This is a genomic window from Ruegeria sp. YTSC004 (assembly GCF_059609805.1).
Genome location: NZ_JBXWMJ010000001.1, coordinates 117656 through 140860 on the forward strand (window position 1 = coordinate 117656; position 23205 = coordinate 140860).

Sequence of the window (23205 nt, forward strand, 5' to 3'; positions counted from 1 at the left end):
GGATCAATTGACAAGAGTAGCCGCCGCAGCTGCAGCCGCGCCTTCAATACCGAACTGATAGAACACACCCACCAGCATCAACGCGGCCGAGCCCATTAGAGCAACCCACAGAACCGGCGAAGAATGCGTTTCGATCGGGTCGTCGTTTTCAGCTCCGAAATACATGTAGAACACGATCCGCAGATAGTAAAAGGCACCAATAACAGACGCGATGGCTGAGGCGATCACCAGCCCGGTCAGGCCCGCGCTTACGCCGGCCTGCCAGACACCGAATTTGGCGAAAAAGCCCAGCATTGGTGGGACGCCCGCCAGGCTGAACATCAGGATCAGCACCGCCAGCGCCTTGCCCGGTTCGCGTTTGGAATATTGGCGCAGGGCGTCGATGTCCGTGACCGGTTTACCGTCCCGCTCCATCATCAGAATGAAAGCGAAAGTGCCGATATTCATCGTCACATAGATGGCCAGATACATCAGCATAGCCTTGATGCCCAACTCGGTCCCCGCAGCCAGTCCGATCAGCGCATAGCCCATATGGGCAATCGACGAAAACGCCATCAGCCGCTTGATGTCACGCTGGCCAATCGCTGCAACCGCACCCAGCAGCATCGACAGAACAGAAAGCAAGACAATCACCTGTTGCCAGTCCTTGATCACGCCTCCAAAAGCGTCGTGCATAACGCGTGCGAACAGAGCCATGGCAGCCACTTTCGGCGCTGTGGCAAAGAATGCGGTGATAGGCGTGGGCGAGCCTTCGTACACATCCGGCGTCCACATGTGGAATGGCACGGCGGACACTTTGAACGCCAGTCCCGAGATCAGGAACACCAGACCAAACAGCAGGCCAACCGAAATCTCACCATCCTGAACCGTTTGGATGATACCCGAGAACAGCGTGGTGCCTGTAAACCCATAAACCAGCGAGGCACCGTACAGCAGCAAGCCCGAGCTCAGCGCACCAAGCACGAAGTACTTCAAACCGGCCTCGGTCGATTTGGCACTATCCCGGCGCAGCGCGGCCACGACGTACAGCGACAGTGACTGCAGTTCCAGCCCCATATAAAGCGACATCAGATCGCCCGCGCTGACCATCATCATCATACCGACAGCGGCCAGCGCAACCAACAGAGGGAATTCGAACCGCAACAGATCGCGACGCGCCATATATTCTTGGCTCATCACCAGAATGGCCGCCGCGGACAGCAGGATCGCCACCTTCGAGAACCTGGCAAACCCGTCATCGACAAACATGCCATTGAACGCGACATTGGTACCATCGCCGTTGGTCGCGATCCAAATCGCCAGTAGTGCCATCAACCCAGCGGTTGTCCAGACCAGCAAAGGTGCCACCCCGTCTTTCGTCGTGTAGACAGCCGCCAACAGCGCCGCCATCGCATATACGGCCAGAACAATCTCTGGCAGGATTATCGTCAGATCAGCCTGGATCATGTCTCCAAAGCCCCCTTAATGCGATGCGGCTGACTGGGTCGCGGCCTCAGCCGCGGCCAGAGCCATGTCATAGTTCGAAATCAACGCGGCGGTCGAGTTGCCGATCACATCGGTCACCAGCGACGGGTAGACGCCCAGCAGGATGGTCATCACGATCAGCGGCGCAAAGATCAGCCGCTCGCGCGAGCTCATATCCGTCATCGCCTTGAGGCTTTCCTTGATCAAATCGCCAAAGACCACTCGGCGATACAGCCATAGCGCATAAGCTGCCGAGAAGATCACGCCAGAAGCCGCCAAAGCCGTCACCCATGTGTTGACCTGGAAGGTTCCCATCAGTGTCAGGAATTCTCCGATGAATCCACTGGTGCCCGGCAGACCTACATTGGCCATGGTGAACAACATGAAGACCAATGCATAGGCTGGCATGCGAATGACCAAACCACCATAAGCCTCGATGTCACGAGTATGCATACGGTCATAGATCACGCCAACACACAGGAAGAGCGCGGCTGAGATGAACCCGTGGCTGAGCATCTGGAAGATCGCACCGTCAATGCCTTGCTGGTTCGCAGCAAAGATGCCCATGGTCACAAAGCCCATATGCGCGACCGAAGAATACGCGATTAGCTTTTTCATATCTTCCTGCACCAGCGCCACCAGCGAGGTGTAGACAACGGCAATCGCTGACATCCACAACACCAGATCGGTCATTACTGCCGAACCCACCGGGAACATCGGCAGGCTGAACCGCAAGAAGCCATAGCCGCCCATCTTCAACAGGATCGCCGCAAGAACGACCGACCCGGCGGTCGGCGCCTGAACGTGCGCATCCGGCAGCCAGGTGTGTACCGGCCACATTGGCATCTTCACCGCGAAGGATGCAAAGAACGCCAGGAACATCAGTGTCTGCATACCGCCGACAACATAGATGCCCAGCACGCTGAACCCTTCGGACGAGAAGTGATGGCTCATCAGTGCTTCGATATCGGTAGTGCCCGCGTCCGCATACATCGCGACCATTGCCACCAGCATCAGCACTGATCCAAGGAAGGTATAGAGGAAGAACTTGAAGCTGGCGTAGATGCGTTCTTTGCCGCCCCAGATGCCGATGATCAGGAACATCGGGATCAGACCTGCCTCGAAGAAAAGATAGAACAGGACCAGATCCAGCGCCATGAACACGCCCAGCATCAGCGTCTCCAGAAGCAGGAAGGCGATCATGTATTCCTTGACGCGGTCCGTGACGTGCCAGCTGGCCAGAATGGTCAGGGGCATGATGAAGGTGGTCAACAAGACAAACAGAACGCTGATACCGTCCACGCCCATCTTGTATTTCAGACCCAGCAGCCATTCGCCTTCTTCCACCATCTGGAAGCCGGTGTTGGACGGATCAAACCCCGTATAGATGCCGATCGAGACCAGGAACGTCACCGTGGTTGCCACCAGTGCGACCCATTTGGCATTGCGCTGTGCGGCCGCGTCCTCGCCATGCAGGAACAGGGCCAGAATGCCTGCTGCCACAGCGGGGATGAAGGTGACGATGGAGAGGATATTATCCATTAGTGTGCGCCTCCGCCGATCGAAATCCAAGTGACAAGGGCAGCGATACCCAGAACCATCCAGAAGGCGTAAGTAAAGATGTAGCCCGTCTGCGCCTTGCCAGCGAGGCGGGTAAAGAAGGGTACAACACCCATGGCCACGCCGTTGAGGAAACCGTCAATGGTGTTGCCGTCACCCCGTTTCCACAGGAATCGGCCAAGGGCGACGGTGGGTTTGACGAAGACCGCATCGTAGATTTCGTCAAAGTACCACTTGTTCAGAAGGAACAGGTACAGAGGACGTTGGTTCTGCGCCAAACGCGCCGGCAGCGACGTGTTCACGATGTAGAACCAATAGGCCACGATAAAGCCCAAAGCCATAGCAACAAAGGGCGAAACCTTGACCCACTTGGGGGCAGCATGCGCATCGTCCAGAACATGGTTGTCCGGCGCGATGTAAATCGCGCCCTCGCCCGGCTCACCCGCGAAGACGTAATGGTGGTCGTCACCGTGAGCCGCTTTTTCTTCGTGTCCGGCGTCATCACCATGGCTTTCATCCGCATGCGTATCGTCACCATGGGTTGTATCGGTTGTACCGTGATCACTGGCCTCGGCATGCTCGGACGCCTCAGCCACCGGTATACCGTAGAACTTGCCGACCTTGTCTGTGTGACCAAAGAAGTTGCCATACCAGATCATCCCGGCAAACACCGCGCCCAAGGACAGAACACCCAGCGGCACCAGCATGGTCATCGGACTTTCATGCGCGTGCTCATGCGTATGCTTGTCGCCACGCTCTTCGCCATAAAAGGTCAGGAAAATCAGACGCCAGCTGTAGAATGACGTGAACGCCGCCGCGATCACCAGCATCCAGAAGGCATATCCGGTGCCGCCGGCAAAAGCGCTTTCGATGATGGCATCCTTGGACAGGAACCCGGCGAACCCAATTTGGGTCAGCGGGATGCCGACGCCTGTAATCGCAAGGGTGCCGATCATCATCGCCCAGAATGTATAGGGGATCTTCTTCCGCAGGCCGCCGTATTCGGTCATTTCCTGCTCGTGATGCATCGCGTGGATCACCGAACCTGCGCCAAGGAACAACAGCGCCTTGAAGAAGGCGTGCGTCAGCAAGTGGAACATCGCTGCCGAATACATACCAACACCCGCGGCCACGAACATGTAGCCCAACTGAGAACAGGTCGAGTAGGCAATGACGCGCTTGATGTCGGTCTGAACCAGGCCAACGGTCGCGGCGAAAAACGCGGTCGAGGCCCCAAGGAAGGTGATGAACCCGGTGGCACCCGGCGCAAATTCCATCAATGGCGACATTCGGCAGATCAGGAACACACCCGCCGTCACCATGGTTGCAGCGTGGATCAGCGCCGACACAGGTGTCGGGCCTTCCATCGCGTCCGGCAACCAGGTGTGCAGGATCAGCTGCGCCGATTTGCCCATCGCGCCGATAAACAGCAGGACGCAGATCACCTCGATTGCGGTCCACTCACCCCACAGGAAGTGCAACTTCTCTTCGGCCAGCGCAGGGGCCGAGGCAAAAATATCCGAGAAGTTGATGCTGTCCGTCAGGAAGAACAGCGCAAAAATACCCAGTGCAAAGCCAAAATCCCCGACCCGGTTTACAACAAAGGCCTTGATCGCCGCCGCGTTAGCCGAAGGCTTGCGATAATAAAACCCGATCAACAGGTAGGACGCGACCCCCACGCCTTCCCAGCCAAAGAACATCTGTACAAGATTGTCCGCTGTCACCAGCATCAGCATGGCGAAGGTGAAAAAGGACAGATAGGCAAAGAAACGCGGCTTATAGCTCTCGCCCTCGCGCCACTGTGGATCGTGATCCATGTAGCCGAAGGAATAGAGGTGCACGAGCGCCGAGACGGTCGTCACCACGATCAGCATGATCGCGGTCAGACGATCCAGTCGAACGGCCCAGCTTGTCGACAGCGAACCGCTTTCGATCCAGCGCATGATCTCGATCTGCTGGGTCACACCGTCGAACGAGAAGAACACGATCCAGGACAGCAGACAGGCCAGGAACAGCAGGCCAGTGGCGGTCCACATGGCGGCTTTCTCGCCAATGAACTTCCAGCCGAACCCGCAGAGCAGCGCGCCCACCAGCGGGGCAAAGAGGATGGTGGTTTCCATATTCTCTTACCCCTTCATCATATTGACGTCTTCAACCGCGATGGTGCCACGGTTGCGGAAGAAGCAAACCAAAATGGCCAGCCCGATCGCCGCCTCGGCCGCCGCCACGGTCAGTACAAACAGCGTGAACACCTGCCCGACCAGATCGCCGAGGAAACTGGAAAACGCCACGAGGTTGATATTCACCGCCAGCAGCATCAGTTCGATGCTCATCAGCAGGATGATGACGTTCTTGCGGTTCAGGAAGAGACCGAAGATGCCGATGACGAACAGCGTCGCCGCGACCGTAAGATAGTGTTCAAGTCCGATCATAGCTTCGCTCCTGGCGAGTCGGGGTAGTAGAGTTTGCAGCCGCAATTTGCTTTTGGTCTGCGATTAATGGGGAAATCCTCGAACTGCTCAGAAATAGTCTCAGATCTGAATTGAACTCCATTTCGTTCAGCAGATTCAGCCAATTGTGACAAAGTCGAAGACTGAGACATTTGCAGTAGGCCATCCGTACGATCAAAACACTCGACGGTGCTGAAAGGGATTGTCAGAATCGGGCCACCACAAGTCGTTCCAAAAAAAGTAACTAATTCCCCTGTCTCACAATCAGAGACCCGAATTTCCTCATCTTTGCCACACCCGAAGGTGGTAAGCTTTTGGGCAACGAGTGAACCCCCAAACGCGGTAACTGGCCCGCCTTCCGTAGTCCATCTCCAATTGCCCGCATTTTCGAACCGGCATTGATCGCCGGTTGTCATAGGAGCGCGGCCTAACGCGTCTCTAAACCAGTTTGGAAGTCCGCACTCAGCTATTGCGCTTCCGGTCCAAAGCATCAACGCAAACCCAGATATTAAAGATCTTCTGATCACAACCCCTGCCCCGGTTTCACGTCCTTCAACTCCATCGCCTTGGCCGGGTCGCGCATCATCTGGCCGACGATGTCCTGACGCTTGATGTCCTTTCGGTGGCGCAACGTCAAAACAATGGCGCCTATCATGGCCACCAGCAGGATCAGGCCCGCCAGTTGGAACAGAAGGAAGTATTGATCATAAAGGATAACACCTAGGGCCTCGGTGTTGTGCCGGTCCACCGGGATCGGCTGTGCCAGATTGGCCGCTGCACCCTGCGCGCTGTCCCATGCCCCAAAGGCCATGACGAACTGCATCAGGATGACCAGACCGATCAACAGGGCCAGCGGCATATAGCGCGCCATCTCGGCCTTGAGCTCGGCAAAGTCCACGTCCAGCATCATCACCACGAACAGGAACAGCACCGCGACCGCGCCGACATAGACGATGATCAGCAGCATCGCTACGAACTCGGCACCCAGCAACACAAACAGCCCCGCCGAAGACAGGAAGGACAGGATCAGCCACAGCACCGAATGCACCGGCTGACGGCTGATCACCGTAAACAGCCCGCCGGTGATGGCGCTGATGGCAAACAGGTAGAAGGCAAAGACGGTCATTGATCCTCATCCTCGTTGTCGCCCAGGACCTCTTGCGCCAATTCCAGCGCGCGGGTCATGGCCGGGATGCCGGCAAAGACCGACATCTGACCGATCGTTTCCACGATCTCTTGTTTCTTGGCACCGGCCTCCAGCGCATGGCGCACGGTCTGACGCACCGCCGCATCCGCCTGCGCGCCCTGACAAGTCAGTCCGGCCAGCGTCAGCAGCAGGCGGGTCTTGGCATCCAGTCCGTCCTTGTTGACGGTGTTGCCGAACATCATTTCCATGACCTCTTTGGGCATGGTCGGCCACAGCGCCTCGAACCCCTTGGGCGAGAAATTCTCCATCGCCGGGTTCATCGCCTTGGCCATGTCCTGCGCCTGCTTCATCATCAGGTCGAACGGATTTTGGGGCGTGTCACTCATCTGTACGGCGCGTCCATTTCCAGATTGCGGGCAATCTCGGCTTCCCAGCGTTCGCCGTTATCCAGCAGTTTTTCCTTGTCGTAGAACAACTCTTCGCGGGTTTCTGTCGCGAATTCAAAGTTCGGACCTTCGACGATGGCATCGACCGGACAGGCCTCCTGGCAAAAACCGCAATAGATGCACTTGGTCATGTCGATGTCATACCGCGTGGTACGGCGGCTGCCGTCTTCGCGCGGTTCGGCGTCGATGGTGATGGCTTGCGCCGGGCAGATCGCCTCGCAGAGTTTGCAGGCGATGCAGCGTTCCTCGCCGTTCGAGTAACGTCTCAGGGCATGCTCACCACGAAAGCGTGGGGAGAGAGGGCCTTTTTCGTGCGGGTAGTTGATGGTGGCTTTGGGGGCGAAGAAATACTTCAGTCCCAGTTTCATGCCGACCCAGAAGTCTTGCAGAAGGAAGTATTTGGCGGCACGAGTGTAATCGATTTGGGTCATGGCTTAGGAATCCTTCTCGCAGCGTCCAATTGTGTCTTCTGCAATCGCCGACATCTGATCCACGATATCTGGCGTATCAGGATCGAGCGCTAATGTGCGACGGTCAAACTCTCTCATACGCGTGCATTCCGACATATCTGTCGCGCTCAGCAACTGATCCACCTTCATATCGCTCGGAAACTCACCGTTTTCGATTCCCCAATTGACGAACTCTTCCAAGTGAGCACGGTCTTCCTGTGTGATCCAAAGGCAATCAACCAGACCCAACAAAGCGATAGATTTGTTGTGCATCCCCTCTGAAATCGGATCACCATTGGCTAGGTGGCTCCGATAAACCGCCATGTCGCCAACCTGGATCGCGTTAACAAGGGCACCAATGGCAAACTTATCGAAGGCAGAATGCTGGTCCACATCAACCCTCGGGTCCAACCCACCTGTGTTATTTGCGAGAATGCCTAGAACCTTATCGTCGATAGCGGATACAGCGTCAATTTCGGATCCACAGAACCCGCGTGCCAAATCAAGCATGTTCCGCAGCTCCAATGGCTCAGCTTTATCAGCCGCGACAGGACCGCTTCCAGCAGCCACCGTGCAAGCCACCAACAGATTTAGAAGACTTATCCTCATCCGCCTACGCTCCAACGGGCAAACGCGCCCCAGAACCAGTCGAACCTCGCCGCGAAGGCCACAAAGACCACCCAGGCTAGCGAGAACGGCAGGAAGACTTTCCAGCCCAACCGCATCAGCTGGTCATAGCGGTAGCGGGGCGTGATCGCCTTGACCATCGCGAAGAGGAAGAAGAAGAACGCCATTTTGGCTACCATCCACAGCACGCCGTCCGGTAGACCTGGGATCGGGGACAGCCAGCCGCCGAAGAACAGCAGCGTGGTCAGCGCACACATCAGGAAGATAGCGATGTATTCACCCGCCATGAACAGCAGGAAGGGTGTCGCCGAGTACTCGACCTGGTAACCGGCGACCAGTTCCGATTCCGCTTCGGGCAGGTCGAAAGGTGGCCGGTTGGTTTCGGCCAACGCCGAGATGAAGAACAGAAAGACCATCGGGAAATGCGGCAGCCAGTACCAGCTGAAGAAACCGAACCGACCGTCCTGCGCCTCGACAATGTGGCCGAAATTCATCGAACCGGTCGAGATGATTACGCCGATAATGATCAAACCGATGGAGACTTCATAAGAAATCATCTGCGCGGCAGAGCGCAGTGATCCGAGGAACGGGTACTTTGAGTTCGATGCCCAACCACCCATAATTACGCCATAAACTTCCAACGAGGATACGGCGAAGACGTACAGGATGGCGACGTTGATATCCGACAGCACCCAACCATCGTTGAACGGGATCACAGCCCAGGCGATCATCGCCAATACGAATGAGGTCAGCGGAGCAAGTATGAACACTGTGCGGTCGGCCCCGGCGGGAATGACCACCTCCTTGACCACGTATTTCAGAGCGTCGGCCACAGATTGCAGCAGGCCATAGACACCAACCACGTTAGGGCCGCGGCGCATCTGAACAGCCGCCCATATCTTGCGGTCGCCGTAGACAAGGAACAACAGCGAGATCATCACAAAGGCAACAACGGCAATCACTTGCGCCAGAATGGTGATGGCTATTCCGCCTGGGGTGTTAAAGAAATCAGCCATTGGTCCTCACACCGTGGGTATTCCGTTTTCCGCGCGTGATGTTCAGGCCAAGTGCCTGCGCATATTGCGGTTTGGTCGGCGCGTAGGTGTAAATAGCATCTACAGTCTTCGCGCTACCTTTTTCATTGCGTTTCATGCGCAATTCCCTGATCCCCACACCGCAGGCGGCGGTGTTGGCTTCTGAAAGCGATATGAAACGTGCTGTATTCATTCCGCCGCGATCTTCCCGGCGTTCCGTGCCTGCGCCTGAGCGGACAGCTCGGCCATCAGTTGCGACGCCCGTGCAATCGGGTTGGTCAGGTAGAAGTCTCTAACCGCAGCGCGGAACGTAGCCTGACCCAGAGGACCGACATCCAGTGGCTGGACCTCATTCTCAATCACTTGGTCGATCTGGGCCAGATGTGGAACGGCTTCGATCAAAGCAGTACGCAGTTGCGCAAGTGAGTCGAAGGGCAGTGTTGCGCCCAATTCCGCTGACAAAGCCCGCAGGATGGCCCAGTTTTCCTTGGCCTCACCGGGGGCAAATCCAGCCCGCATCGCCAGTTGTGGTCGGCCTTCGGTATTCACGAACAGCCCGTTTTCCTCGGTGTATGCGGCACCCGGCAGGATCACGTCGGCACGATGCGCGCCGCGATCACCGTGGCTGCCCTGATAGATCACAAAGGCCCCTTCGCCGATTTCGATCTCATCCGCGCCGAGGTTGTAGATCACGTCAGCCGCACTTACGGCATCCATGCCATTTTCGTTGGTGGCATCCACATCCATCGCACCCACGCGAGAGGCCGCGGTATGCAGAACAAGCAGTCCACTTTCGGTATTGGCCGCAATGGCTTGCGCTGCGGCCAGGACAGCTGCACCATCCGCCTCAAGCAAAGCACCCTGCCCGACGATGACCAGCGAGGCTTTGCCCTTGATCTCATCATCGCCGCCCATGTCGAGGACCTTCTGCAATGCTGCGCGGTCTTCTCCCATATGGTGATACGCGTAAGTCAGATCGGCTGCAGGCCCGACCAAAGCCACCTCGGCGCCATGTGCCCAGGCCTTGCGGATACGCGCGTTCAGAACCGGAGCTTCGTCGCGTGGGTTCGTTCCGATCAGTAGAATACGTTCTGCCGCATCGATATCCTCGATCGTTGCCGTCCCGGCATAGGCCCCGCGATTGCCTGCAGGCAGTTTGGCCCCATCAGTCCGGCATTCAACAACACCGCCCTGCCCTTCGATCACCTGCTTCAGCGCAAAAGCAGCCTCGACCGGAGCCAGATCACCGATAAGTCCGGCCGGCTTTTTAGCCCCTTTCAGCGCCTCGGCCGCCTTGGTCAACGCCTCGGGCCACGAAGCCGGTCGCAGCTTGCCGTTTTCACGTACGTAAGGCTTATCCAAACGCTGGCGACGCAGGCCATCCCAGACAAACCGGGTCTTGTCGCTGATCCATTCCTCGTTCACGCCGTCATGGTTGCGCGGCAGAAAACGCATCACTTCGCGCCCTTTGGTATCGACCCGGATGTTCGAACCCACGGCGTCCATGACATCGATGCTCTCGGTCTTGGTCAGTTCCCACGGGCGCGCTGTGAACGCATAAGGCTTCGAGGTCAGAGCTCCAACTGGGCACAGGTCAATTATGTTTCCCTGCAAGTTCGAATCCAGCGTCTGGTTCAGGTACGAGGTGATCTCGGCATCTTCCCCGCGCCCGGTCTGACCCATCTGTGTGATCCCGGCGACCTCGGTCGTAAAGCGCACGCAACGGGTGCAGCTGATGCAGCGGGTCATCGCGGTTCCGACCAGCGGCCCCAGATCCAGATCGTCTACGGCGCGCTTGGCTTCCTTGAAGCGCGAGCCCGACACACCATACGCCATCGCCTGATCCTGCAGATCGCACTCGCCACCCTGATCGCAGATCGGGCAGTCCAGCGGGTGGTTGATTAGCAGGAACTCCATCACCCCTTCACGGGCTTTCTTGACCATGGGCGAGTTCGTCTTGACCTCGGGCGCCTGTCCTTCCGGCCCTGGGCGTAGATCGCGTACCTGCATCGCACACGACGCTGCAGGTTTGGGCGGGCCGCCGACAACTTCGACCAGACACATCCGGCAATTCCCGGCAATCGACAGACGCTCGTGATAGCAAAAGCGCGGCACCTCGACCCCGGCCTGTTCACAGGCCTGGATCAGCGTCATCGCACCATCGACTTCGATTTCCTGCCCGTCGATATTCACTTTGCGGAGGTCAGACATGGTCTAGTTCGCCCTCAAATACACGCCAATGGCGCTGTTTCTTTCAATCTCTGACTGCCCCAGCGTGCAGAAAGATTTGGGATTGTCATAAGACACACCGTTCGCGGCCAGATACGTCTCGCCTTTGGCACGCATCCGGTCCTTTTCGGCATCCGATTCCACGTAAGCGCGGATTTCGCCGTCCGAATACCCCAGACTGTTCGCTTTGGACTTGAGCCCCCACATCACGCCAATCGCCTTCAACCTGCGCCCGCTGATCGACGGGCAGTAATCCGAAATCTCGTTTGCGATAGCGATGTAATAGAGTTCGTCGTCAATCTCTTTGACTTCGCGCAAGGGCGGTTTGGCCTCGACCGCGACAGGGAACGTCAGAACAGACAACGCAATAAGCAGTTTCACACCAGACATGACAAATCCTTTTGTTTTGGACAGGCCAAAACGATCCGGTGCCGGAGTGCTATTCAATAACACGTCCTGCGTCATGGGCTGATATGCAAAAAACCGCATCATGGTCGCTGGCAGGTTCCTGCAAAGGTCAATTTATTGTCGGTAATGCGCAGGTTTTGCGGCTCGGTGTCGGGTCCGACTTTCCAGTTGATTTTTGAAGTCCCAAAGGCGTCGATACAGAATTTGGTTCCTTCATGCCTTCCCGCTTCGCGCGCGCCATCCAAAGACGCGGACACGCCGTTCACCACAACAGTGAAATCCGTGGGCGCGTTCTTCTTGTCGACAGCTTTCGCTTTGGCCCGGAAGGCTTTGCCATCAAAGAGGATTCGGTCACTGGACGACGTGCCGCAGGCCGCGACAAAAACTGCAGCACCCAAGGCGGCGGTCAGCACCACACGTCCCATCCTGAATTTTGATCCAGTCAACGGATAAGTACCTTTCTTTTCCATTAGAACGCCGCCACCAATGCCATGAAGCCCATCACAACCATGCAGGCCCATCCGACAACGTAGGATACGGACCGAACGCCGCTGTGCGGTTGTCCAATACCATGCATGTGAATAACCAGCATGACGATGCGCGCAATCAGAGCGACCGATGCCAATAGGTTCACCCAAAACGGGCTGACCCCAAGCAACATGGCCGCGACCGTGACAGCGACATAGGCCGGCAACGTCTCGGTCCCGTTCAGATACGCCCGGTTCAGACGATACGCCTTGTCGGAATAGTCCTGTTCAGGCGTCGCCCCGGGAGCCAAGCCCTTGCTCTGTTTGGCCAGCGCTGAAAAAGGCGCAAGCGCCAGAATGATCAACGTAAAGACCACGAGGGATGCGATTGCATGTGAATACTCAGCAAAAGTTTCCATTAGTTCAACTCCCTGATCTCAACTTGGTTTGGGTTTGATCCGATATCCCGCAACTTGATCACTCCGCCGCCATCGCGCCCATACGGCCCGATTTCTGGGCCTTGATACGGTCTTCAATCTCTTCGCGGAAGTTGCGGATCAGGCCCTGGATCGGCCAGGCTGCCGCATCGCCCAAAGCACAGATTGTGTGGCCTTCGACCTGCTTGGTCACGTCAAACAACATGTCGATCTCTTCCAGTTCGGCCTCACCCCGCACCAGACGGTCCATCACGCGCATCATCCAGCCGGTGCCTTCGCGGCAAGGAGTACACTGACCACAGCTTTCATGTTTGTAGAACTTCGACAGCCGCCAGATCGCTTTGATGATGTCCGTGGATTTGTCCATCACGATCACCGCCGCCGTCCCAAGGCCCGAGCCCAGATCATTGCGCAGGTGGTCGAAATCCATGATGGCGTCGCGCATGTCTTCACCGCGCACACAAGGCACTGAAGAACCACCGGGGATCACCGCCAGCAGGTTGTCCCATCCACCGCGAATGCCGCCGCAATGCGTTTCGATCAGTTGCTCAAACGGGATCGACATCGCCTCTTCTACTACGCAGGGATTGTTTACGTGGCCCGATATTGCAAACAGTTTGGTGCCCGCGTTGTTTTGGCGGCCAAAACCGGCAAACCAGTCGGCACCACGCCGTAAGATGGTCGGCACAACGGCGATAGACTCCACATTGTTCACGGTGGTCGGACAGCCATAGAGGCCCGCCCCCGCCGGGAACGGAGGTTTCATACGCGGCATGCCCTTCTTGCCCTCAAGGCTTTCGATCAGGGCTGTTTCCTCACCGCATATATACGCCCCGGCCCCGTGATGCAGAAACAGGTCGAAATCCCAACCCGACCCAGCAGCGTTCTTGCCCAGCAATCCCGCATCATATGCCTCATCAATTGCGGCCTGCAGCGCCTCCCGCTCGCGGATGTATTCACCGCGAAGATAGATGTAGCAGGTATGCGCATTCATCGCGAAAGACGCGATCAAACAACCTTCGATCAACGTATGCGGATCGTGGCGCATGATCTCACGGTCCTTGCAGGTACCGGGCTCGGATTCGTCCGCGTTCACAACCAGATAGGCTGGGCGACCGTCGCTTTCTTTGGGCATGAACGACCATTTCAAGCCGGTGGGAAAACCAGCACCGCCGCGACCGCGAAGCCCTGAGTCCTTCATCTTCTGGATGATCCAGTCACGCCCGTTTCCGATCAGGCCAGCTGTGCCGTCCCAATGCCCGCGGGTCTGCGCGCCTTTCAGCGTACGCTCATGCATCCCGTAGATATTGGTAAAGATCCTGTCCTGATCCTTCAGCATCATGTCTTACCTTCAGCTGTCCTGACGCATGCGCCAGAGTTGAAAAATGTTCACGCCCGCATAGATAAAAGCCGCCAAAGCGGCGAAATCAAACAGCAGCGCATAGCGCCCGGGCAATCCCAGTGCCGGGCCGATGAACAACGAAATGGCAAGCCACAACAGCATGGTCACCGCGATGACCACCCCGATATGTCGGCCCTTGCGGGCCATGGCCTGTTCTTTTTCTTTGTCCATCTCACCTTGATGCCCTGAACGGGCACCGTCCTATTCAGTCTTTGTAGGTGCCGTCTTCTTTGGCACGTTTTGCAAATTCGGTTTCTTCGCCTGTCGCCAGTTGGGCTGCTTGTTCGATCCAACCGTCCCGCTCGATCCGACCCTTGAATTTTAGCCGCGCATCTACCCAGGCCACCTGTTCCGGCGTCCATGCTGCGATCTGGTCAAAGTGGAAAAAGCCAAGTTCGTTCAGCGTCTGTTCAAGCTTGGGGCCAACACCTTTCAGCATCTTGAGGTCATCCGCTTTCCCCTCCCGCGCGGCGGTCAAAGTTTCGGGCTGATCCTCTTTGATCAGCGCCTTCTTTGCCTCTTCCGCCTGCTTCACGGCGGGTTTGGCGGGTGCCGGCGCCTTTGGTGGCTTTGGAGCGGCCTTGGTCGCCGCAGCCTTGCCGTCTTTGCCCAGCCATGGCGTCAGGATCGGAACCTCGGTCCCGTCGATGCGCTTGACCGTATCACCAAGTTCTTCGGCCAGTTCAACACTGGCATTGTACTGCGGTTTTCCGGCATCGTAGTCCGTGAGGCTGGTCAGACCGCTCAGCGGTTCTGCCGCGTATCTGCCATTCTGCGGACCCGGTGTCGGCACCTTGCCTGCGGCCAGATCGTCAATGATCTTGCCAAAACTGTCAGCGGTCAGATCTTCGTAATAGTCCTTGCCGATCTGCGCCATCGGCGCATTGGTGCAGGACCCAAGGCATTCCACCTCTTCCCAACTCAATTTACCATCAACTGAAAGCTCATGCGGTTTGGCGGCGATCTTTTCCTGGCAGACCGCGATCAGGTCTTCGGACCCGCAGATCAAGCAGGAGGTCGTTCCGCAGACCTGAATATGCGCGACAGATCCAACCGGTTGCAACTGAAACATGAAGTAGAACGACGCAACCTCGAGCACCCGGATGTAGGCCATGCCCAGCATGTCGGCAACGGATTCAATCGCCGGACGGCTAAGCCAACCCTCTTGTTCCTGCGCGCGCCACAAAAGCGGAATGACCGCGCTGGCCTGACGGCCATCGGGGTATTTAGTGATCTGTGCTGTGGCCCACTGCTGGTTGGCTGCGGTGAAGGCAAAGCTTTCAGGTTGTTCGGGGTGCAGACGGCGCAGCATTAGCAGGCATCTCCGATAACGATAATATAGGGGTCTTCCTGATGCGCGCGACCTTGATCGACAAGGCGGGCAATCAGGTCAGACGTTTCGGCCTGTGTGAAACCAGCGGGGCGCAATTTGATCTGGGCCTCTTCTTCGACCATGCGGCACCCGTTCAGACGTACAAAATCATAAAGCGCATCGGCACGGCCCGCCGCATCCTCGGAAGCCAGCCCGTGCGCACCGCAAATCGCAGGCGCGATCTCGAATACAGAACCGTCCAGCCCGGCCAACCCCTGTTCAGCCCAGGAGTTTATCACAGCGCTGACATCTTCTGGTCGCAAGTCATGGGCAGAAAAGGCTTCCTCGGCGCGCGATACATCCAGCCGGCAGCCGTTTTCGCGCATCACTTCAAGCACTTTTGCCGTCGAATGGGTCGAGGCGGCCTGCAACGGTGTGGCGGCTGCAAGCGCCAGGATCAAAACAAGGCGTCTCACCGGTCAATCTCTCCGAACACGACATCCATGGTGCCGATGATCGCGGCGACGTCGGCTAGTTGGTGCCCCCCGGCAATATGGTCCATGGCTTGCAGGTGCAAGAAGCCTGGCGCGCGCAGCTTGGCGCGGTAGGGTTTGTTGGTGCCGTCTGCAACCAGATAGACTCCGAACTCACCCTTTGGGGCTTCGACGGCGGCATAAACCTCACCTGCAGGGACGTGGAAACCTTCGGTGTAAAGCTTGAAGTGGTGGATCAGGCTTTCCATCGAGGTTTTCATGTCCGAACGTTTCGGCGGAGTGATCTTGCCGCGTGCCAGGACGTCACCGGGGCAGTCACGGATTTTGACAATGGCCTGCTGGATGATCGACAGCGATTGACGCATCTCTTCCATTCGGACCAGGTAACGGTCATAGCAGTCACCGTTTTTGCCGACGGGGATCTGAAACTCGAACTCGTCATAGCATTCATAGGGCTGCGCGCGTCGCAGGTCCCATGCCAGACCCGATCCACGCACCATCACGCCCGAGAAGCCGTATTTCTGGATGTCATCCTCGGTCACGACACCAATATCGGCATTGCGCTGCTTGAAGATGCGGTTTTCGGTCAACAGACCATCGATATCATTCAGAACAGAGGGGAACTCGTGGCTCCACGTCTCGATATCGTCCAGCAGTTCCGGCGGCAGGTCCTGATGGACACCGCCGGGTCGGAAATAGGCCGCGTGCAGGCGGGCACCGCAGGCACGCTCGTAGAACACCATCAGCTTTTCACGCTCTTCAAAGCCCCACAGCGGCGGAGTCAACGCGCCAACGTCCATCGCCTGTGTCGTCACGTTCAGGAGGTGGTTCAGAATACGCCCGATCTCGGAATACAAAACCCGGATCAACGAGCCGCGACGCGGCACCTCGACGCCGGTCAGCTTTTCGATGGCCAGACACCAGGCGTGCTCCTGGTTCATTGGCGCCACATAATCCAGACGGTCGAAATACGGCAGGTTTTGCAGATACGTTCGGCTTTCCATCAGCTTTTCGGTGCCACGGTGAAGCAGGCCGATATGCGGGTCACAGCGTTCAACGATCTCGCCGTCCAGCTCGAGCACAAGACGCAAAACCCCGTGCGCCGCAGGGTGTTGCGGGCCGAAGTTGATGTTGAAATTGCGGATCTTCTGTTCTCCGCTCAGCGCGTCAGTGCTGCCGTCATCGTATCTTGAGCCGTCCATCAACGCCCCCGTTTCTTTTTCGCATCAGCCCGAACCCGGACCTTTTCCGCTTCGACAGCCTTGGCCGCAGCCCCTGCCAGCAAGACCCCCAGCGCACCCAAAGCGATCAGTTCCCCCAGCAGCATCAGCATCTTATCGGCGCTCCAACTCTTGTAGTTTCAGCCCGACCCACCACAGCAACGCGATCGTGCCGAATGGAACCAGACAAAGAAGGCACCAGAATTTATTGATCCCGAAAAACGGCAATATCTTCACCATCGGGATGATGGTCAGCGCAGACAGGATCAGCCACCAAATGCCACCCATTATTCAGCATCCTGCTTTTCATCACCCGGCAGTATGTAATTCGCGCCCTCCCACGGGGACATGAAATCGAACTGACGGTATTCCTGGACTAGCGACACCGGCTCATACACAACCCGCTTTTGGGCCTCGTCATATCGAACTTCGGTGTATCCTGTGGTTGGGAAATCCTTGCGCAGCGGATAGCCACGGAATCCATAGTCGGTCAGGATGCGCCGCAGATCCGGGTGGCCTGAGAACAAGATGCCGAACATGTCGAACACTTCGCGCTCAAACCAGTTGGCCGATGGATGTACGTCCACGATTGAGGGCACCATGTCCTCTTCGCGGATCGAGACCCGCAGGCGGATGCGCTGGTTCTGATACATCGACAGGAAGTGATAAACCACGTCAAAACGCTTGGCCCGTTCCGGGTAGTCGACGCCGGTGATATCGACGAGCGTGGAAAACTGGCAGCTGCGGTCAGACTTCAGGAATTCAATGAACTCCACAACGTTCGACAGCGCCACATCTACAGTCAACTCACCATGGGTTACGTCCCAGGACAGAACACAATCAGTTCGCTTCAACTCCAGCTGGGTGCCGAGTTCTTTGAGTGCTTCGCTCATCAACCCCCTCCTCAGCGCACGATGGTGCCGGTACGGCGGATTTTGCGTTGCAACTGCATCAGACCGTACAACAGCGCCTCAGCGGTCGGTGGGCAGCCGGGGACGTAGATGTCCACTGGAACAATACGGTCGCAGCCACGCACGACTGAATAGGAGTAGTGGTAATAGCCGCCGCCATTGGCGCATGAGCCCATTGAGATCACATAGCGCGGCTCGGGCATCTGGTCATAGACCTTGCGCAGTGCCGGTGCCATTTTGTTGGTCAGGGTGCCTGCCACGATCATCACGTCTGACTGACGGGGGGAAGCACGGGGCGCGATGCCAAACCGTTCCGCGTCGTAACGCGGCATCGAGGTGTGCATCATCTCAACCGCGCAGCAGGCCAGACCGAAAGTCATCCAGTGCAACGATCCGGTGCGGGCCCAGTTGATGATGTCCTCGGTCGAGGTCAGCAGAAACCCTTTGTCCTGCAGCTCGGCATTCAGGGCCTGGGTGGCGACTTCTTTGTCGACGCCGGCGGTGTTTGCACCCGTCATCACTCCCATTCCAGGGCCCCCTTCTTCCATTCATAGGCAAAGCCGATGGTCAGAACGCCCAGGAACACGATCATGGACCAGAAGCCAACATCGCTGATGTCCTTGAAGCCGACAGCCCAGGGGAACAGAAACGCGATTTCCAGGTCGAATATGATGAACAGAATCGCGACCAGATAGAACCGGACGTCAAACTTCATCCGCGCATCATCGAACGCGTTGAAACCACATTCATATGCGCTGACTTTCTCGGGGTCGGGATTGCGGACCGCCAGAACGACTGCCGCCAGAATCAAAACGATTCCAAGGCCCACAGCTACGGCCAGAAACACCAGAATCGGGAGATACTCCCGCAATAGGTCTTCCACGTACAGCTCCTTTCCTGCGCATACCCTTAAAGGGAGCGCCGTCAATTGGCGTGTTGACTGGACATTCTCTATCCCTGCGGGGTCAGAGGGTCAACCGAACACAAACGCACAGGGGGTTAATATTCGACTTATCGAAGCTCTGTCACGGAAGGCCACCCACACAATCGCGTCCACTTCACAAGTGGCGCCTAAACCTTACTAATCCATGCAGGTTTTCTTTTTTCAAAGAATGCGCCGATTCCCTCCTTGGCCTCTTCGGTTTCCCACCTGTCAACCAGCTCGCGGATCGTGTGGTCGATCACGGCATCGTCAATGCGCGGCCCCAGCTGGCGAACCAATTGCTTGGCCGATGCCACCGCGCCGGGTGCACAGGTAAGATAGGGCAGGACTTCGGCCTCAACCGCATCATTCAGATCGGCAGCGGGCACAATTCTGGCCAGCAGGCCCAGCTCTACAGCTTCTGCGGCTTCGAAGACCCGGGCCGACATGAACACGCGCCGCGCGCGGGCTTCGCCCATGCGGGCGATGACATAGGGGCCAATCGTGGCCGGGATCAGCCCCAGCTTGGTCTCTGTCAGCCCCATTTTGACCGTTTCCACTCCGATCGCTACGTCACAAACCGACGCCAATCCCACACCGCCGCCAAAGGCATTGCCGTGGATCGCGCCGATTAGCGGTTTGGGCAACGTGTTCAGCGCCTGCAACATTTCGGCCAGCTTACGCGCCTCGACAAACCGGGTCTCGGATTCTGCCGCCATCTGAGATTGCATCCACCCAAGATCACCGCCAGCACAAAAGCTTTTGCCCGCACCGGTCAGTACAACAACACGCACGGCGTCGTCGGTTCCAAGCTGGTGCGCGGCTTGCGTAAGATCGGTGATCATCTGGGCCGACATGGCGTTGTGCTTGTCGGCACGGTTCAGGGTCAGAGTGGCCACACCACGCGCGTCCGTGGTCACCGCAATCGTTTCAAACATGTCTGCTCCTTACTGGGATCGCATGGCGCGTGCCATCTGCGCGGCCTCTTCGATGACCGCAAGGTCGAGGCCAGTCTGATATCCAAGCCGCTCCAAATGAGCCACAACAGCTTCGGTGGCGACGTTTCCGGCAGCGCCCGGCGCGTAAGGACACCCACCCAAACCTCCAACGGCGCTGTCGAACACCCGAACGCCCAGCGCCAGCGCAGCGTCGATATTGTCGATGGCCCGTCCGTTGGTGTCGTGGAAATGCCCCGCCAGCCGCGTCATCGGAACGCGTTCGCGCACGGCCAGCAGCATATGGGCAATGGTGTCGGGCGTGCCCTGCCCGATCGTGTCCCCCAGCGATACTTCGTAACATCCCAACGAGAACAGCCGGTCCGCAACTTCAGCCACTTTCTCAGGCGGCGTTGGTCCGTCATAGGGGCAATCAGTCACGCAGGACACATACCCACGTACCGGCAGGTCGATGTGGCGCGCAGCTTCAAGAATCGGGGCAAAGCGGTCGATGGATTCTTCAATAGTCGCGTTGATATTGGCTTTTGAGAACCCTTCCGAAGCCGAAGCGAATACCGCGATCTCATCCGCCTTTGCGGCCAAAGCGTCTTCGTATCCCTGCATATTTGGTGTCAGCGCTCCATACCGGACGCCGTCGGCCCGTTTGATCCCGGCCAACACGTCCGCGCTGCCCGCCATTTGCGGCACCCATTTTGGCGAGACAAAACTGGCCACTTCGATGCGGTTGAAACCAGCCTTGCTCAGGCAATCGACCAGCGCCACTTTTTCCGCCACGGCAATTTCGCGCTTTTCGTTTTGCAGACCGTCGCGCGGACCCACTTCGAAGATTTCGACCCGTTCACCCATTGCTGTGTCCTTCTCTTATTGCCGCATTCGATCCGACTGTGCCACGTTGTTCGAAAAGGGGACAGTTCATTCCTCCTCCAGCCGGACCAACGCGGCCCCAGCCTCGACCTGCGCCCCGGCATCCGCCAGCACTTCGGCAACGATACCGTCACGGGCGGCCAGCAGGGAATGTTCCATTTTCATGGCCTCAAGGATTGCCAGCCGGTCGCCTTCCTGCACGGCTTGACCCACCTGCGCAAAGACTGCTTTGACCAGACCCGGCATCGGGGCCTCAATCACATTGGTGTCGCCAGCGGCATCAGCATCGCGGTCCAATGGATCAACAATTTCCAGGACTTGACCATAGTTTTCAAAAACTGTGATCTGCGAACCCGAGACAGACACGCGCGGCATAGGGGCTCCGCCGATCATCCAACCGCCCGGACCGCGCTGGGCAAGGATCGTGTGTTCTCCGACCTGCCAGACCTGACGGTTCTGACCTTCTACCTGAACGTCCAGATCAATATCATCACCTGCCCGCAACTGGACCGCGCGATGCAATGGGGCCCATAGCGAAAACCCGGTTTCCTCATCGGTATCCACCAGCTCCAAAGCTGTCATCGCGGCCGCGACGATCGAAGACGCCGGGATCGGCACTGCACCGGCCAGCGCGTCCAGATCGCGACCAATCAGGCCAGTATCAACATCACCGGCCGCAAAGCCAGGATGCCGTGTCAGTGCGCCCAGAAAGCCAAGGTTCGTGACCGTCCCAGCAACCTCGGTGCCTTTAAGGGCGCGGTGCAGCTGTTCCAATGCGACAGCGCGTGTGGGGCCGTGCACGATCACCTTCGCGATCATCGGATCGTACCAGGGGCTGATTGTGTCACCCGCGCGCACGCCGCTATCGGCGCGGCATGCTGCCGGGAAGCGCAGATGGGTCAGTGTACCGGTCGCCGGCAGAAAGCCCTTTGGCACGTCCTCAGCGTACAGCCGTGCCTCGAATGCGTGGCCCAGGATCGACAGGTCACTCTGTTTCTTAGGCAAGCTCTCGCCCGCTGCAACACGCAACTGCCATTCGACGAGGTCGACGCCGGTGATCGCCTCGGTCACCGGGTGTTCAACCTGCAAACGCGTGTTCATCTCCATGAACCAGAACCGGTCCGGACGCAGCCCGTCCGAGGCATCCACGATGAATTCAACCGTCCCCGCGCCTTTGTAACCGATGGCCTCGGCGGCACGCACGCCCGCCTGGCCCATCGCGTCGCGCATCTCAACGGTCATGCCCGGGGCCGGCGCTTCTTCAATCACTTTCTGGTGCCGCCGTTGCAGCGAGCAGTCGCGTTCAAACAGATGCACCGCATGGGTACCGTCGCCAAACACCTGAACCTCGATATGGCGGGGCTTGGAGACGAATTTCTCGACCAGAACAGCATCATTGCCAAAGGCGGTGCGGGCCTCACCCCGGGCGCTGTCCAATGCCTCGGTAAAATCTGCGGGCCGCTCGACCAGCCGCATACCTTTGCCACCGCCACCTGCGACGGCCTTGATCAGGACCGGATAGCCAATCGTGTCGGCCGCACCCGCCAGATGCTCGGGGTCCTGATTGTCGCCGTGATACCCCGGAACAACCGGCACGCCCGCCTGCTCCATCAATACCTTGGCCGCGTCTTTGAGACCCATCTTGCGGATCGCATCCGCCGAAGGGCCAATGAAGGTCAGGCCAGCCGCCGCGACCGCATCCACGAAATCGGGGTTTTCCGAGAGAAATCCATAACCCGGATGGATCGCCTGCGCCCCGGTATCGAGCGCGGCTTGAATGATCACGTCGCCCTTGAGATAGCTCTCAGCCGGCGCCGCACCACCAATATGAACAGCCTCGTCCGCCATCTGCACATGCCTGGCCGACGCATCGGCATCAGAATACACAGACACGCAAGTTACGCCCATTTTCTGAGCGGTTTCCATCACCCGGCAAGCAATCTCGCCCCGGTTGGCAATCAGGATTTTATTGAACATAGTTTAGCCCTTATCCACCAGGTCTTCGATCAGGCGGAACCGTTCGCAAAGCAATTCCATCTCGGGATCAAACCCGCCGTTACGCTCAAAGTAACGCCGGTGATCCTCGCGCCACCCGTCTAACGTTTCGTTTTCACCTTCGGCCAAGGCGAAGTCTTCGGTCATGTCGCAATAGCGGCAGATCGAAACCTCGATCGTCTCAATCACCAACGCTGGGCGATCATCCCATTCAAGAGCAATGTCGCGCCGCCCAACAACCGGGGTATCAAGGCTGCCTTCGGGATAATCGCGCAGAGCGCCGCAGGTTGCCGTTTTTTGCCCTGCCCGAACCAGCGCTAAAAGCTCGGCACTCAGGATTGCACTGTCGCCGAATTTGAACGTCTGTGCATCGGGGTAACGCGCTTTTATTATTTCCAGGTCGGTGCTCAT

At 57.8% G+C, this 23205-nt stretch carries 28 protein-coding genes; all 28 read right to left on the reverse strand.

The window, feature by feature from the left end:
* Positions 1-3: 3 nt before the first annotated feature.
* The 28 genes from nuoN to AC2FFP_RS00720 all read right to left on the reverse strand — a co-directional run bounded on the left by nuoN (position 4) and on the right by AC2FFP_RS00720 (position 23205).
* Positions 4-1446, reverse strand: coding sequence for an NADH-quinone oxidoreductase subunit NuoN (gene nuoN, locus AC2FFP_RS00585; protein ID WP_496778115.1), 1443 nt, complete (start codon positions 1444-1446; stop codon positions 4-6).
* Between the two features lie 15 nt (positions 1447-1461).
* A complete protein-coding gene (locus AC2FFP_RS00590; RefSeq protein ID WP_496768061.1) occupies positions 1462-3006 on the reverse strand; it encodes an NADH-quinone oxidoreductase subunit M in 1545 nt (514 codons plus the stop codon).
* Positions 3006-5144, reverse strand: coding sequence for an NADH-quinone oxidoreductase subunit L (nuoL, locus tag AC2FFP_RS00595; protein ID WP_496880620.1), 2139 nt, complete (start codon positions 5142-5144; stop codon positions 3006-3008). Before nuoL ends, AC2FFP_RS00590 begins: the two co-directional genes overlap by 1 nt.
* 6 nt (positions 5145-5150) lie before the next feature.
* Positions 5151-5456 (reverse strand): NADH-quinone oxidoreductase subunit NuoK, encoded by a 306-nt coding sequence (nuoK, locus tag AC2FFP_RS00600; protein ID WP_005984024.1) that lies wholly within the window; start codon positions 5454-5456, stop codon positions 5151-5153.
* A 541-nt stretch (positions 5457-5997) separates the two neighbouring features.
* The gene (locus tag AC2FFP_RS00605; protein WP_281994868.1) at positions 5998-6600 is read right to left on the reverse strand and encodes an NADH-quinone oxidoreductase subunit J; all 603 of its coding nucleotides are present in this window, start codon (positions 6598-6600) and stop codon (positions 5998-6000) included.
* Positions 6597-7007 (reverse strand): carboxymuconolactone decarboxylase family protein, encoded by a 411-nt coding sequence (locus AC2FFP_RS00610; protein WP_281994869.1) that lies wholly within the window; start codon positions 7005-7007, stop codon positions 6597-6599. The genes AC2FFP_RS00605 and AC2FFP_RS00610 overlap by 4 nt, the downstream gene beginning before the upstream one ends.
* On the reverse strand, positions 7004-7498 hold the full coding sequence (gene nuoI, locus AC2FFP_RS00615) for an NADH-quinone oxidoreductase subunit NuoI (RefSeq protein WP_496843522.1): 495 nt from the start codon (positions 7496-7498) through the stop codon (positions 7004-7006). Before nuoI ends, AC2FFP_RS00610 begins: the two co-directional genes overlap by 4 nt.
* A gap of 3 nt (positions 7499-7501) precedes the next feature.
* Positions 7502-8125, reverse strand: coding sequence for a hypothetical protein (locus tag AC2FFP_RS00620; RefSeq protein WP_496768056.1), 624 nt, complete (start codon positions 8123-8125; stop codon positions 7502-7504).
* The gene (nuoH, locus tag AC2FFP_RS00625; protein ID WP_496768054.1) at positions 8122-9159 is read right to left on the reverse strand and encodes an NADH-quinone oxidoreductase subunit NuoH; all 1038 of its coding nucleotides are present in this window, start codon (positions 9157-9159) and stop codon (positions 8122-8124) included. The genes AC2FFP_RS00620 and nuoH overlap by 4 nt, the downstream gene beginning before the upstream one ends.
* Positions 9152-9370, reverse strand: a complete 219-nt coding sequence (locus AC2FFP_RS00630; protein ID WP_496880621.1) for a hypothetical protein — start codon at positions 9368-9370, stop codon at positions 9152-9154. The genes nuoH and AC2FFP_RS00630 overlap by 8 nt, the downstream gene beginning before the upstream one ends.
* Positions 9367-11388, reverse strand: coding sequence for an NADH-quinone oxidoreductase subunit NuoG (gene nuoG, locus AC2FFP_RS00635; RefSeq protein WP_496768051.1), 2022 nt, complete (start codon positions 11386-11388; stop codon positions 9367-9369). The genes AC2FFP_RS00630 and nuoG overlap by 4 nt, the downstream gene beginning before the upstream one ends.
* A gap of 3 nt (positions 11389-11391) precedes the next feature.
* Positions 11392-11898, reverse strand: coding sequence for a DUF5333 domain-containing protein (locus AC2FFP_RS00640; RefSeq protein ID WP_496778105.1), 507 nt, complete (start codon positions 11896-11898; stop codon positions 11392-11394).
* The gene (locus AC2FFP_RS00645; RefSeq protein WP_496843524.1) at positions 11895-12284 is read right to left on the reverse strand and encodes a hypothetical protein; all 390 of its coding nucleotides are present in this window, start codon (positions 12282-12284) and stop codon (positions 11895-11897) included. The genes AC2FFP_RS00640 and AC2FFP_RS00645 overlap by 4 nt, the downstream gene beginning before the upstream one ends.
* Positions 12284-12700: an MAPEG family protein gene (locus AC2FFP_RS00650; protein WP_496843525.1), complete on the reverse strand. Its 417-nt coding sequence runs from the start codon at positions 12698-12700 to the stop codon at positions 12284-12286. The genes AC2FFP_RS00645 and AC2FFP_RS00650 overlap by 1 nt, the downstream gene beginning before the upstream one ends.
* A 58-nt stretch (positions 12701-12758) precedes the next feature.
* Positions 12759-14057, reverse strand: coding sequence for an NADH-quinone oxidoreductase subunit NuoF (gene nuoF, locus AC2FFP_RS00655; RefSeq protein WP_496880727.1), 1299 nt, complete (start codon positions 14055-14057; stop codon positions 12759-12761).
* A 12-nt stretch (positions 14058-14069) separates the two neighbouring features.
* On the reverse strand, positions 14070-14291 hold the full coding sequence (locus AC2FFP_RS00660) for a DUF5337 domain-containing protein (RefSeq protein WP_496843526.1): 222 nt from the start codon (positions 14289-14291) through the stop codon (positions 14070-14072).
* A 34-nt stretch (positions 14292-14325) separates the two neighbouring features.
* On the reverse strand, positions 14326-15432 hold the full coding sequence (nuoE, locus tag AC2FFP_RS00665; protein WP_496843527.1) for an NADH-quinone oxidoreductase subunit NuoE: 1107 nt from the start codon (positions 15430-15432) through the stop codon (positions 14326-14328).
* Complete coding sequence (locus AC2FFP_RS00670; RefSeq protein WP_496768039.1) at positions 15432-15908, reverse strand: hypothetical protein; 477 nt, start codon at positions 15906-15908, stop codon at positions 15432-15434. The genes nuoE and AC2FFP_RS00670 overlap by 1 nt, the downstream gene beginning before the upstream one ends.
* Positions 15905-17128 carry an NADH-quinone oxidoreductase subunit D gene (locus tag AC2FFP_RS00675; RefSeq protein WP_496768037.1) on the reverse strand — a complete coding sequence of 408 codons (1224 nt, stop codon included), beginning with the start codon at positions 17126-17128 and terminating at the stop codon, positions 15905-15907. Before AC2FFP_RS00675 ends, AC2FFP_RS00670 begins: the two co-directional genes overlap by 4 nt.
* A complete protein-coding gene (locus AC2FFP_RS00680) occupies positions 17128-17259 on the reverse strand; it encodes a hypothetical protein (protein WP_255415356.1) in 132 nt (43 codons plus the stop codon). The genes AC2FFP_RS00675 and AC2FFP_RS00680 overlap by 1 nt, the downstream gene beginning before the upstream one ends.
* Before the next feature lies 1 nt (position 17260).
* The gene (locus AC2FFP_RS00685; protein ID WP_058274391.1) at positions 17261-17434 is read right to left on the reverse strand and encodes a hypothetical protein; all 174 of its coding nucleotides are present in this window, start codon (positions 17432-17434) and stop codon (positions 17261-17263) included.
* Positions 17434-18039, reverse strand: a complete 606-nt coding sequence (locus AC2FFP_RS00690; RefSeq protein ID WP_496843529.1) for an NADH-quinone oxidoreductase subunit C — start codon at positions 18037-18039, stop codon at positions 17434-17436. Before AC2FFP_RS00690 ends, AC2FFP_RS00685 begins: the two co-directional genes overlap by 1 nt.
* 11 nt (positions 18040-18050) lie before the next feature.
* A complete protein-coding gene (locus AC2FFP_RS00695; RefSeq protein ID WP_037307875.1) occupies positions 18051-18584 on the reverse strand; it encodes a NuoB/complex I 20 kDa subunit family protein in 534 nt (177 codons plus the stop codon).
* A complete protein-coding gene (locus tag AC2FFP_RS00700) occupies positions 18575-18940 on the reverse strand; it encodes an NADH-quinone oxidoreductase subunit A (protein WP_058274389.1) in 366 nt (121 codons plus the stop codon). Before AC2FFP_RS00700 ends, AC2FFP_RS00695 begins: the two co-directional genes overlap by 10 nt.
* 188 nt (positions 18941-19128) lie before the next feature.
* Positions 19129-19917 carry a crotonase/enoyl-CoA hydratase family protein gene (locus AC2FFP_RS00705; protein WP_496768033.1) on the reverse strand — a complete coding sequence of 263 codons (789 nt, stop codon included), beginning with the start codon at positions 19915-19917 and terminating at the stop codon, positions 19129-19131.
* A 9-nt stretch (positions 19918-19926) separates the two neighbouring features.
* Positions 19927-20781: a hydroxymethylglutaryl-CoA lyase gene (locus AC2FFP_RS00710; RefSeq protein ID WP_496768031.1), complete on the reverse strand. Its 855-nt coding sequence runs from the start codon at positions 20779-20781 to the stop codon at positions 19927-19929.
* Between the two features lie 66 nt (positions 20782-20847).
* Positions 20848-22776 carry an acetyl/propionyl/methylcrotonyl-CoA carboxylase subunit alpha gene (locus AC2FFP_RS00715; RefSeq protein WP_496843530.1) on the reverse strand — a complete coding sequence of 643 codons (1929 nt, stop codon included), beginning with the start codon at positions 22774-22776 and terminating at the stop codon, positions 20848-20850.
* Positions 22777-22779: 3 nt separating this feature from the next.
* Complete coding sequence (locus AC2FFP_RS00720; protein WP_496768027.1) at positions 22780-23205, reverse strand: ASCH domain-containing protein; 426 nt, start codon at positions 23203-23205, stop codon at positions 22780-22782.